Consider the following 11804-nt stretch of genomic DNA (forward strand, 5'->3'; position numbering starts at 1 on the left):
GGCGCGGTACGCTAGAGCCGAACGGCCACCGCCCAGGTGCCGCAGGCCAGCAGGCCGAGCTGGCAGAGCATGCCGATGGCCATGCCCGGCCCGCGCTTCGCCGGGTCTTGCACATAGGCGTTGCGGTAGAGGATGCGACCGAGGAAGAAGCCGAGGCCGAGGAGCGGCGCGACGAGGGGTATGCTGAACCAGTAAGCCGTGATCCACAGCGCCGGCAGCACGATCACCAGTTGCTCCAGCGTATTCATCTGCACCCGGTAGGCGCGATCGAAGTCGGGGTGGCCGCTGCAGGCCGGCGCCTCGATGCCGTGGCGTACGCGCTCGCGGCCCACCAGCATGGCGAAGGCGAGGTACTGGGCGAGGAGCAGCAGGGTGACGAGCGCAGTAAACTCCATGGGCGGGCTCCGGTCCGGGTTCGCCAACAGCATAGCGTGCCCGGGCGCGCCCTGCACGGACAGCGACGGAATCCGGGCACAGCGCCGTAGAAGGGGCCAGGCACAGCGGCACGCCGGGCAGCGCAGGAGGACGAACGCCATGGCTGGAAGACTGCTTTGCGGCGGCGCGCTCGCACTGCTGCTACTGCTCGCGGGCTGCGGTGGCGGCGGTGGCGGCGGTGGCGACAGCGCGCCCACCACGGCACCCCCCGCTGCGGACACACCGCCGCCGGCGGGCGATCCGCCGGCCGATGACGAAGAGATCCTCCGTGGACTCTACGGCGCTTCCCGCCTCGCCACCCGCGCGACCTTCGGCATGGACCTGGAGGCCATCCAGGCGATCGAGGCGCGGGGCGAGGACAGCTGGCTGGAAGACCAGTTTGCCCTCCCCATCACCCACCATTCCCCCGTGGTGTCCGAGCTGCTCGCCCGCGAGGCCGCCGGCGACTTCGAGGTACTCCGCGCCGACAACGACAACCTGCAGGCCCTCTACGGCCGCATGGCCTGGTGGCACAGCACGCTCACCGCCGAAGACCAGCTCCGCCAGCGCATGGCCTACGCCCTGAGCCAGCTCTTCGTGGTGTCCGACGGCGTGGATATACTTTTCCTGTACCCCTACGCCACCAGCGACTACTACGACACGCTCCTCGACCACGCCTTCGGCAACTTTCGCGACCTGCTCCTCGCGGTGACGCTGCACCCGGCCATGGGCGTCTACCTGAGCCACCTCAACAACGCGAAGGCGGCCCCGGAGGCCAACGTCTTTCCGGACGAGAACTACGCCCGGGAGGTGATGCAGCTGTTCAGCATCGGCCTGTTCGAACTCAACCCCGACGGCACGGAAAAGCAGGACGCCGGCGGGCAACCGATCCCGACCTACGACAACGACGACATCCGCGAATTCGCGCGGGTCTTTACCGGGCTGTCCTGGGGCGGCAACAATCCGCGCTTCGGCTCGGATCGCGCCACCTTCCGCGAGCCGATGCAGCTCTTCGAGGCCTTCCACGACGACGGTGCCAAGACGCTGTTGCGCGACACGACGCTGCCGGCCGGCCAGGGCGGCATGGCGGACATCGAGGCGGCGGTGGACAACCTCTTCGAGCACCCGAACACCGGGCCCTTCATCGGCCGCCAGCTGATCCAGCGGCTGGTGACCTCCAACCCCTCGCCGGCCTATGTCGAGCGCGTGGCGCGGGCCTTCAACGGCGAAAGCGGCAGCCCGCGGGGCGACCTGAAAGCGGTGCTGCGGGCGATCCTCCTGGACCCGGAGGCGCGGGCCCTGCCCGACCCGGCGGGCACGGCCGGCAAGCTGCGCGAGCCGGTCCTGCGCCTGCTGGCCGCGCTGCGGCAGCTCGGCGCATCCAGCCCGGACGGCTTCTACGCCAACACCGGCTTCTTCGCCCAGCAGCAACTGCAGCAGCACCCGCTGTCGGCACCGAGCGTCTTCAACTTCTACCTGCCCGATTACCAGCCCATCGGCGAGATCGCCGCGGCGGGGCTGGTGGCGCCGGAGTTCCAGATCACCAACGCAAGCTCCATCGTCGCCATGGCCAACGTGCTGCAGGCGGCCGTGCTCGGCGACTTCGTCAACGACCTGCGCGAGCCGCCCTTCAGCGCCGCCACCCTGGACCTGGACCCCTGGGTCGCGGTGGCGGACGACGTGGACGCGCTGCTCGAGCGGATGGATTCGGTGTTCACCTACGGCACCCTCTCCGCCGCCACGCGCAGCGCGATCGGCGACGCCGCCCGGCAGATCGACGACCCGCTGCTGCGCGCGCGGGTCGCCCTCTACCTGCTGCTCATTTCCCCGGACTACGCCGTGGAGCTCTGACCATGCTGACCCGTCGACGCTTCCTCTACCACGGCTGCGCCGCCAGCGCGGCGACCATGGCCGCCGGCAGCGCGCTGCTCCAGCTCGCCGGTGCCCGCCGCGCCGCGGCCCAGCCCGCCGGTGACTATCGCGCCCTGGTCTGCATCCTGCTCGCCGGCGGCAACGACTCCTTCAACATGCTCGTCCCCGACGACAGCGAGAGCTACGCGGGCTACGCCGGGCTGCGCACGGACCTGGCGCTGCCGCGGGACAGCCTGCTGCCGCTGCCGGGCACCGATGCGCTCGGCCGGCGCTACGGGCTTCACCCGGGCATGCCGGGGCTGAAACAGCTCTTCGAGCGCGGCGAGGCCGCCTTCGTCAATAACGTGGGCACGCTGCTCGCCCCGGTGGATTTCGAGGCCATCGCCAGCGGCAGCTGGCCGCTGCCGCTGGGGCTTTTCTCCCACGCGGACCAGATCGAGCAGTGGCAGACGGCGGTTTCCGATACGCGCATCGCCGAGGGCTGGGGCGGCCGCCTGGCAGACCTGTTCCCGGAACGCAACAACGCCAACGGCATCGCGATGAACATCTCCCTCTCCGGCAACAACGTGTTCCAGGGCGGGGCCAGCATCGCGCCCTACGCGGTGACCACAGACGACGCCGGCGCCGTCAGCCTCGCCGGCTACAACGACGGCACGCCGGGCGGTGACTTCACCCGCGCCGTGGTGGACCAGCTGCTGGCCGCACCGCAGGGCGCGCTCCTGCGGCGCGCCTACCGGGACAGCCTCGCCGGAGCGATCGAGGCACAGCAGTTCTTCAGTGCGGCCCTCGCCGATGCACCGCCGCTGGCGACGCCCTTCGCCGGCGACCCCTTTTCGCTCGCCCTGCGGCAGATCGCGCGCATCGTGGCCATCCGCGAGACCCTCGGCGCCTCGCGGCAGACCTTCTTCATTACCGTGGGTGGCTGGGATCACCACGATGACGTGCTGGAGAACCAGGCAGAAATGCTGCCCATGATCGACGGCGGCCTGGCCGCCTTCCGCGACGCCCTGGCGGAGCTCGGCATGCTCGATCGCGTCACCACCTTCACCACCTCCGACTTCGGCCGCACCCTCACCTCCAACGGCAAGGGCTCGGACCACGGCTGGGGTGGCCACCAGGTCGTCATGGGCGGCGCCGTGAACGGGGGCGGGTTTTACGGGGAATACCCGGACATCTACCCGGGCAATCCGCTGGATGTCGGCCGCGGCAGCTTCGTGCCGACACTCTCGGTCGATGAATACTTCGCCGAGCTGGCACTCTGGTTCGGCGTCGCGCCGGCGGACCTCGCCACGGTGCTGCCGAACATCGGCGCCTTCTACAGCCCGACGTCGGGCGCGGCGCCGGTAGGGTTCCTCGCCTAGCGGCCCGGCGGCCGCACCCGCTCAGGCAGCGTGCGGGTTCGCCCGCTCGATGAGGGCGGCGACATCGACGCCCCGGGGCAGCGTGCCGAAGTTGCGGTCGCCGCTGCCGCCGAGGCGGGAGCGAATGAAAGCATCGGCGACGGCGGCGTTCCCCGCCTGCAGCAGCAGGCTGCCCTGGGCCACCAGCGCCAGCCGGTCGACCAGGGACCGCGCGCGGTACTCGAGCTCGTCGCCGTTGCCGAGGGCCACCTCCAGTTCGGCCACAGCGGCATCGAGTACCGGGTGATCGCCCGCCGTCTTTGCCAGCTCCCGGTGCCAGGCATCGAGGGCGTCGGGGCTCTTCGCCACGGCGCGCAGCAGATCCAGCGCCTGGACGTTGCCGGAGCCCTCCCAGATCGCGTTGATCGGCGCATCGCGGTAGAGGCGCGCGAAGATGAAATCCTCGGTGACGCCATTGCCGCCGAAGCATTCCATCGCCTCGTACACGTGGAACGGGGTGCGCTTGCAGATCCAGTACTTGCCCGTGGGCAGGCCGAGGCGCAGGAGCAGCCCCTCGTGCTCGTCGCCGGCCAGGCTCCGGTCCAGGGCCTCACCCATGCGCAGCGTCAGCGCCAGGGCGCCTTCCACCTCCAGCTGCAGGTCGGCGAGCACGTTGCGCATGAGCGGCTGGTCCACCAGCCGCCTGCCGAAGGCACTGCGGCCGAGCGTGTGATTCACGGCCTGCGCCACGGCCTGGCGCTGCGCCGCGCTGGAGCCGATCATGCAGTCGAAGCGGGTCATGGCTACCATCTCGATGATCGCCGGCACGCCGCGACCCTCCTCCCCGACCATCCAGCCGAGAGCGCCGCGCAGCTCGATTTCCGAGGAGGCATTGGCGATGTTGCCCAGCTTGTTCTTGAGGCGCTGCACCTGGATCGGGTTCTTGCTGCCGTCCGGCCGCCAGCGCGGCACCAGGAAGCAGGACAGGCCACCGTCGCTCTGCGCGAGCACCAGGAAGGCATCGCACATGGGCGCGGAGGTGAACCACTTGTGGCCCACGAGCTCATACTCGCCCCCGGGGCCGCCGGCGCCGAGGGCACGCGCGGCCGTGGTATTGGCGCGCACATCGGAACCGCCCTGCTTCTCGGTCATGCCCATGCCGATGGTCAGCGCGCTCTTCTCCGTGTGCGGCACATTGCGCGGGTCGTAGCCCCGCGCGAGCACCTTGGGCAGCCACGCCTCGCCCACGGACGGCGTCAGCCGCAGCGTCGGCACGGAGGCGAAGGTCATGGTCAGCGGGCAGCCGTGCCCGGACTCCACCTGCGCCTGCAGGTAGTACTGCGCGGCGCGGGCCACGTGGGCGCCGGGCCCGGGGTCCGACCACGGCTGGCTGTGCAGCCCCGCCTCGAGGCCCAGCGCCATGAGCCGGTGGTAGGCCTCGTGGTAGCGCACCTGGTCGACCCGGTAGCCCTGGCGGTCGTGGCCGAAGAACTGCGGCTTGTACTCGTTGGCGAGAAAGCCCCACTCGATCACCTCGGCGCTGCCACAGCGCTCGCCGTGAGCGGACAGGGTGTCTTCCGCCCACGCCGAACCGTGGCGCGCAACGCCCTCGCGCAGGGCGGTATCGCCGGTGTAGCTGTTGACGCCCTCGAGGGCTTCGGACTGGTTGAAGACCTCGTGCGTGTGCGCGAGGTGGTCGACGGAGAAAGTGCTGTTATCGGTGGTCATGGCGGGCTCCTGCCGTGGTGCTGTCGCTGGCCATACAGAGAGCCAATCATGGTACCAGAGCGCCCTGCCGCGTGCCCGCAGCCCGGCCGGCGCCGCCTAGCAGCCGTGCCGCGCCGTGCCGCAGTGCCAGCAAAAGTCGAAGGTCGCGGGGCTTTCGCTGCCGCAGCGCGGGCAGGCCCAGTCCGCCTCCTCGATGGCGGCCTGCGCCCGCTCGATGGCCCGGCGCGCACGCTCCGCGTCGCGGCGCCGCCTCACCCAGAGCTCCGGCCAGGTATCGATGGGCGCCAGCTCCCCCGCCGCACCGGCGGCATACTCATTGTGCACGACGCAGGGAATGCCAAGACGCTCGAGGGCGTCCCGGGCCTGGGCGACGATCAGGTGACTGGGGTGGGTGTAGACGAGTTCCAAGAAGAGCTGCACCGGCCGCGTTGGCGCCATTGTAGCGCGCCCGGCGGCCGGCGAAACGGGACACGCTCAATGCCTGGCGTAGGTGGCGACCAGGTAACGCTCGCGCAGGGCTTCCCGGTCTGCCGCGTCCACGCCGAGCCGCTCCTCGAGGTAGCGCTCCAGGGACCCGAAATCCTGCTCCAGCTGGTCGAGGGCAAAGCGCAGGTAGGGCACGCCGTCCCCGGTAAGCAGGGGCTGAGCTGCCTTTACTTCACCGCCTTCACTGTAGCGCAGCATCAGCCTCGCGAAAAAGTTGTCCTCGGCTGCCGCCGCAAGATCGACATCACCCCGCTCGACCGCCGGACGCCGGTACCGCGTTGAGAAGAGGTAATCCTGCAGCACCACCTCCCGGGGGACACCGAGGGCGAGAAGCAGCAGTGCCGAAGTGAAGCCGGTGCGGTCCTGCCCCGCCGAGCAGTTGACGACCAGCGGCACCTGCCCGGCCAGCACCGCGTCAAAAAACAGCTTCAGCTGCGCTTCGAGCTGGTAGGGGAAAGCCCGGTAGAGCTCGCCCATCCCACGGGGCTGGCCGTCCTCGTCGACCATACGTTCGACGATCTCGGCCATGCTGTAGTCGTGGGCGAGCAACTCGATGCCCTGCGCCTCGGCCCACCGGTTCGGGTAGAGCGCCCGCTCCTCAGTGGAGCGCAGGTCAACAACACGCTTGAAGCCGAAACCCTCAAGGTAGGCCTGGTCCTCGGCCGTGAGGCCGGTCATCACGCCGGAGCGGAACAGGAGGCCGCGGCGCACCTGGCGCCCGTCCGCGGTGAAGTACCCCCCCATGTCGCGAAAGTTGGACCCCCCCGCCAGGGGCAAGAGCCGGTCGTAGGCCGCGGTCAGCCCCGCCGGGACGGCCTCGGCCAGTGCCACCGTGTTCCCCAGGGCCATTGCAAACAGCAGGGCCAGTGCCGCAGCGCCGGCGCGCAGGGGAGACAAGCGGCGTTGAAAAGGCTGCATGGTCTGCTCCTCGAAATCCGTTTCAGTAGTTGATGCGCAGGCCGACAAGGTAGTAGCGGCCGAAGCTCTCGGACTGGTTGATGGTGCCGTTGCCCGCAAAGCGCACGTCCGTCTCGTCCGTGATGTTGTTCAGGTTGGCATAGACGGAGGCGCGCGCGCCGGCGAGCTCAAGCGGGAGCTCGTAGGCGATCGTCGCATCGACCCGCTCCATCTCGCCCCAGTACTCGCTCGGGTCCTCGATCGGCGAGATCCACTCGTCGCGATACTGGTAGTTGAGACGCGCGGAGAGACCGTAGTTCTCGTAGAACACTGACGCGTTGTAGATCAGCTCGGAGGTTCCCGGCAGGTCGAGCTGGCGGCCGTCCAGGGTCTCGAACTCACTGTCCACGACGGTCACGTTGGCGCTGAAGCCAAGGCCGCCGAGGGCACCGGGCAGGAAGTCCTGGCCGGAGAACATGAAGTTCGCCTCGACGCCGCTCAGCTTGCCGTTGTCGCCATTGGTGGCGCCGCTGAAGGTCCACTCCTCTCCCGCCGCCGTGGGCAGGTAGGCGCCGCCGTCTACGGTGGTCACAGCCTGGTAGATAACGTTGTCGATCTCGCGGTGGAAAGCGCCCAGCGACAGGATGCTGGCCGTGGCGTAGTACCACTCGAGCGAGACGTCCACGCCGATGGCCTCCTCGGCGTCGAGGAAGGGGTTGCCACCGCTGACTTCCCGCTCCGTGGGGTCGACGGCGGCAGCGGCGCGCCACTCGTTGTAGGTCGGCCGGTTGACGCCGCTCGAGGCCGAGAGACGGAACTTGAGGTCGTCCGCCAGGTCGACGTTCAGATGCGCCGACGGCAGCACATTGATGAAATCGTCCTCGACCTCGAGGGGCTCACCACCCGCGGGGCCGGAGCTGGTGTAATCAGTCTGTTCGACGCGCACACCATAGACGACGTTACCCCAGGTGAAGCGGGTCGTGGCCATGAGGTAGGCAGCGAGAATGTCCTCGTCGATCGCCACCAGCAGGTCATCGGCCGGGTCTACCGGGCCCAGACCGCCGGCCGCCTCCCAGGCTGCGCGCAGGCCCTGGTTGTCGTAATAGGTGCCGCCGATGCTGTTCGTGGTGTTGGAGTCCCAGGGCACGCCGGTGTCGAACGCGCCGATGTCGGGCACCGGAAAGCCGAAGTTGATACCCTGGCTGATGGCATAGCCGCCGGATTCGCGCTGGTCATACTGCACGCCGAGTGCCACCGTGCTATCGCCGAAGAGGGCAGTATCCCGCTCGGCGTCCAGCTTTAACTTCGTCGCCTCGATGTCGAGGTTCTGCGCTACGTCGAGGCCCAGGGTCACCGCGTACTCGAGGGAGGGCAATGGTGCGGCGAGGTCGAGGAGCGGGTCCTCGCGGTCGGCGAGATCGAAGCTCCCGAACGCCGGGGCACCGGTGCTGAAAGGGATCGGCAGGCGGACATCGAACTCGGTCTCGGTGTAATTGAGCCGGGCTTCCAGGCGCCAGCCACCGGCGACGAAGTCCGCACCCAGCGTATTGGTATACGTTGAGTTCTCGTAGCTGCCGTCTTCGAGGAGTCGATCGGCAATCATCAGGACGTCGCTGCGCTGCTCGCCGGGCTGGGGGTCCGCCACCGAGAAGACCCACTGGTTGCGCTCTTCCTCATCCAGGAACTCGCTGTACAGGCTGGACAGAAAGAGAGAGCGCAGCGTGCCTTCCCCGCGGTACTCGATGCGGCCGCCGTAGCCCGTATCCTCGCGATTCACGAAGTAGCTGCGGTAGTCGAGTTCGTTGACCACCAGGTCGCCACCGGCGATGGCTAGGTCATACTCCCGGTTGTCGGTCACCTGCTCGCGGCGGTTCTTCGAATAGAACCCCACGATGCCGAACGTTTCATTCGACCAGGATGCGCGGAAGCTGGTTCGTTCCACGTCGCCGCCGCCGAGATCCTGCTCACCCATGCCGATGTCGCCGGCGAGGGAAAGCCCTTCCGCGTCAAAGGGGCTGAACGTCTGGATGTTGATGTAGCCGGAAACCGATTCACCCGGCATGCTCGGAAGAATCGCCTTGTTAGCGTCGATGCGGCTGGTGATCGTCGCCGGGAAGCTGTCAAAACGCGGAATGCGGCCATTCTCCGCGCCCGGTACATCAATGCCGTCAAAGGCAATGCCCGTGTAACGGAACGGTGCGCCGCGCAGGTTCAGATAGCGCGCCTGGCCCTGGTCCCGCTCCACGGCAACGCCGGGGAGGCGTGAAAGGGAATCGGCAATGTTCTGGTCCGGGAAGCGGCCGATCGTGTCGGCAGACACCACGTCAACGAGGTTATCGGCCATGCGCTTGGCATCGAGGGCCGCCTGCTGCGCGTCGCGGATCGGCGTGGCGACGACATAGACTTCCTCAATACGATCGGCTGGCTGGCTTAGCGCGGAGCCCGCGAGAGCAGACCCCGCGAGAGCGACGGCAATCCGCAGGGGCGTTCGTGCAGACATGGCAATCAGGCTCAGTGAAAATGAGCCTTGAAGCATGTCCGGCACCCATTGCACTTCGGTGACTCGCCGATGAAAGTTGAGTGAAACTTTTGTGTTGACGCGCCGCAAATGCCGGCAAGACAAGCTGCCATGGTTTATCCTGCCGTTTTCGACGCGTTGAGCTGCCATGAAATACCGGCGCACCGGCCTCTTCTTCACCGCACTGCTTGTCGTCCTCCTCGCCCCCACCGTGACCGCTGAAAACACCCTGCGCATCGCCACCTTCAATGCCTCCATGGAAGGCGGCAACTACGTGGCGCGGGGAGAAGCGCCCGTGGGCGGCGAGCTGGCGGCGGCGCTGGCGAGCGGCAACCATCCACAGCTGCGCAATATCGCCGCCATCATCCGCCGGGTGCGGCCGGACATCCTGCTGCTCAACGAGTTCGATTACAGCGGGGCCCCGCAACGCACCATCGACGCGTTTCGCGACAACTACCTCGCCGCGCCCCGTCCCGGGCTCGACCCCATTGCCTACCCCCACGCTTTCACCGCGCCGGTGAACACCGGCATCGACTCGGGCTTCGACCTCGATCGCGACGGTGTCGCCAGCGGCCGCGGCCAGGACGCCTGGGGCTACGGTCTCTACCCCGGCCAGTACGGCATGGTGCTCCTGAGCCGCTATCCCATCGACAGCGCAAACGCCCGCACCTTCCAGCACCTGCCCTGGAAAGCGATGCCCGGCAACCTTCTCGCCGGGCTGCGCGCACCCGACGGCTCGCCCTGGTACCCCGCCGAGGTCCTGGCTCGCTTTCCGCTGTCCTCCAAGTCGCACTGGGACGTGCCGGTTGTCGTGCATGGCGCCACGATCCACGTGCTCGCCAGCCATCCCACGCCACCGGTCTTCGACGGGCCCGAAGACCGGAACGGCCGGCGCAATCACGACGAGATCCGCTTCTGGACCGAGTACCTCTCCGCGGGGGACGCCACCCACTGGATCCGCGACGATGCAGGCGGGCGCGGTGGCCTCCGGGGCGATCGCTTCGTGCTGCTCGGTGACCTGAACAGCTCCCCCGTCGAGGGCGACAGCCGCCGCGCCGCGATCAATGCCCTGCTCGCTCACCCGCGGGTAGACGCCAGCATCGTGCCCGGGAGCGCCGGGGGCGCCGCAGCGCGGCCAGGAAACGCGCACGCGGCAACGCACACGGCGGCCTGGGGCCAGCGCGCGGACTATGTCCTGCCCTCCCGCGCCGGCTGGTCGGTCGTGGGCAGTGGAGTCTTCTGGCCCGCCCCGGGGGAGCAGGACGCGGCGCTGGTAGCAGGGCGGGCGCTGTCATCGGACCACCGCCTGGTCTGGCTGGACCTGGCGCTCGCTGCGCCCTGACGCCGCTGCCCGGCGCCGCAACGGCAACGCGAAGACCTTACTCCGCGACCGAAGGTGTCCAGGCAACGACCCGGTTCCTGCCGGCCGCCTTCGCCTCGTAGAGCGCCTTGTCCGCGCGGGCGACCAGCGACTGCGGCGGCAGCCCCCCCGGGTCCCACGCAACGCCGATACTCGTGGTCACGACCACGCCAGCCGGGTAGGCCGCCGCCTCGATCGCCGCGCGAACCTTCTCGGCAACGGCGCGGGCGCCGGCCTCACCCGTTTCCGGCAGCAGCAGCAGGAACTCCTCACCGCCCCAGCGGCCGACCCGGTCCGTGCTGCGTACGACATCGCCAAGCACCCGGGCGACGGTCACCAGGACCTGGTCGCCGACCGGGTGGCCGTGCCGGTCGTTGATGGCCTTGAAATGATCCAGGTCGAGAAGCGCCACCGCCACCGGCTGCCCCGAACGGGAGGCGAGGGACAGGGCCTGGCGCAACTCGGCATCGAGCTGCTCGCGGTTGAGAAGCCCGGTAAGGCCATCGACCCGCGCGTAGGCGCCCAGCTGCTCGTAGGCCGCCTCGTGGCAGCGTTCGCTGAAGCGGTGGATCAACCAGTGTGCCAGCAGCACCTCGACGATGTTCAGGAAGGCGCCGAGATCGAAAGGCCGGACCGGGAAGCCCGGATGAAAAGCGGCGATGTAGCCCGCCACCATGAGACCGAAGGCGCCGGCGACCCAGCTCCCCGCGCGGCTGCCGAGCAGGAAAAACGCCAGCGGTGGCAGGACCGTCACCCAGACCAGCGAGTAGGCCGCGCCGCGGGCCAGCGCAGTGTAGGCCAGCAGCAGGGCCGCGAGCGTCGCGATGGCCACCCAGCTCGCCGGCTTGAGGCGGCCACTGCGCCGCAGGTAGACCCAGGTTGCAAGCGCAATGCCCATAGTCGCCAGGTCGAAGGCGGCGATCGCCAGGGCATCGAACAACAGGAGGTTGACGAGTCCGATCACGGCGCCGTAGGCCGCCATGAGCGCCAGCATGACGCGCAGCAGCCGGTACTGCTGGTCGCGGCGGATCTGCTCCGCGACCGCGTTACCTCCGGGCATCGCTACGGCTCCGGGCACGCGAAATGAGTGGTGAGGATAACACCGAAGGGGCCCGGCTACAGCCCGTCCGCATCGCTTGCGGTGATGACCGGGCTGCGCCGCCCTGTGGACATCCCGCGGCAAGGTTCC

Annotated in this window: 9 protein-coding genes; 3 read left to right on the forward strand and 6 right to left on the reverse strand. The window is 68.9% G+C overall.

Annotation, left to right across the window (positions count from 1 at the left end; translation table 11 throughout):
- Nucleotides 1-11 precede the first annotated feature (11 nt).
- Nucleotides 12-395, reverse strand: coding sequence for an MAPEG family protein (locus ACX93N_RS11050; protein WP_459428475.1), 384 nt, complete (start codon nt 393-395; stop codon nt 12-14).
- 139 nt (nt 396-534) lie between these two features.
- On the opposite strand from ACX93N_RS11050, the gene ACX93N_RS11055 reads away from it, so the two are divergent.
- Nucleotides 535-2265, forward strand: coding sequence for a DUF1800 domain-containing protein (locus ACX93N_RS11055; protein ID WP_459428476.1), 1731 nt, complete (start codon nt 535-537; stop codon nt 2263-2265).
- 2 nt (nt 2266-2267) lie between these two features.
- Nucleotides 2268-3647 carry a DUF1501 domain-containing protein gene (locus tag ACX93N_RS11060; RefSeq protein WP_459428477.1) on the forward strand — a complete coding sequence of 460 codons (1380 nt, stop codon included), beginning with the start codon at nt 2268-2270 and terminating at the stop codon, nt 3645-3647.
- A gap of 21 nt (nt 3648-3668) precedes the next feature.
- Here ACX93N_RS11060 and ACX93N_RS11065 read toward each other — a convergent pair whose 3' ends face one another.
- From ACX93N_RS11065 to ACX93N_RS11080, 4 genes are all read right to left on the reverse strand, one after another.
- Nucleotides 3669-5354 (reverse strand): acyl-CoA dehydrogenase family protein, encoded by a 1686-nt coding sequence (locus ACX93N_RS11065; RefSeq protein WP_459428478.1) that lies wholly within the window; start codon nt 5352-5354, stop codon nt 3669-3671.
- 96 nt (nt 5355-5450) lie between these two features.
- Nucleotides 5451-5792 (reverse strand): putative signal transducing protein, encoded by a 342-nt coding sequence (locus tag ACX93N_RS11070; RefSeq protein WP_459428479.1) that lies wholly within the window; start codon nt 5790-5792, stop codon nt 5451-5453.
- A 36-nt stretch (nt 5793-5828) separates the two neighbouring features.
- Complete coding sequence (locus tag ACX93N_RS11075; RefSeq protein ID WP_459428480.1) at nt 5829-6758, reverse strand: tyrosine-protein phosphatase; 930 nt, start codon at nt 6756-6758, stop codon at nt 5829-5831.
- Between the two features lie 22 nt (nt 6759-6780).
- On the reverse strand, nt 6781-9237 hold the full coding sequence (locus tag ACX93N_RS11080; RefSeq protein WP_459428481.1) for a TonB-dependent receptor: 2457 nt from the start codon (nt 9235-9237) through the stop codon (nt 6781-6783).
- Nucleotides 9238-9403: 166 nt separating this feature from the next.
- Between ACX93N_RS11080 and ACX93N_RS11085 the strand changes: the two genes are divergently transcribed.
- Complete coding sequence (locus ACX93N_RS11085; RefSeq protein ID WP_459428482.1) at nt 9404-10597, forward strand: endonuclease/exonuclease/phosphatase family protein; 1194 nt, start codon at nt 9404-9406, stop codon at nt 10595-10597.
- 37 nt (nt 10598-10634) lie between these two features.
- Here ACX93N_RS11085 and ACX93N_RS11090 read toward each other — a convergent pair whose 3' ends face one another.
- The gene (locus ACX93N_RS11090; protein ID WP_459428483.1) at nt 10635-11675 is read right to left on the reverse strand and encodes a GGDEF domain-containing protein; all 1041 of its coding nucleotides are present in this window, start codon (nt 11673-11675) and stop codon (nt 10635-10637) included.
- Nucleotides 11676-11804: the final 129 nt, after the last annotated feature.

Source organism: Pseudohaliea sp., assembly GCF_054552115.1.

Excerpts from the sequence above, each read along its gene's own strand:
- ACX93N_RS11060 (WP_459428477.1), top strand. The coding sequence starts at position 2,268 with ATGCTGACCCGTCGACGCTTCCTCTACCACGGCTGCGCCGCCAGCGCG.
- ACX93N_RS11070 (WP_459428479.1), bottom strand. The coding sequence starts at position 5,792 with ATGGCGCCAACGCGGCCGGTGCAGCTCTTCTTGGAACTCGTCTACACC.
- ACX93N_RS11080 (WP_459428481.1), bottom strand. The coding sequence starts at position 9,237 with ATGTCTGCACGAACGCCCCTGCGGATTGCCGTCGCTCTCGCGGGGTCT.
- ACX93N_RS11090 (WP_459428483.1), bottom strand. The coding sequence starts at position 11,675 with ATGCCCGGAGGTAACGCGGTCGCGGAGCAGATCCGCCGCGACCAGCAG.
- ACX93N_RS11050 (WP_459428475.1), bottom strand. The coding sequence starts at position 395 with ATGGAGTTTACTGCGCTCGTCACCCTGCTGCTCCTCGCCCAGTACCTC.
- ACX93N_RS11055 (WP_459428476.1), top strand. The coding sequence starts at position 535 with ATGGCTGGAAGACTGCTTTGCGGCGGCGCGCTCGCACTGCTGCTACTG.
- ACX93N_RS11075 (WP_459428480.1), bottom strand. The coding sequence starts at position 6,758 with ATGCAGCCTTTTCAACGCCGCTTGTCTCCCCTGCGCGCCGGCGCTGCG.
- ACX93N_RS11065 (WP_459428478.1), bottom strand. The coding sequence starts at position 5,354 with ATGACCACCGATAACAGCACTTTCTCCGTCGACCACCTCGCGCACACG.
- ACX93N_RS11085 (WP_459428482.1), top strand. The coding sequence starts at position 9,404 with ATGAAATACCGGCGCACCGGCCTCTTCTTCACCGCACTGCTTGTCGTC.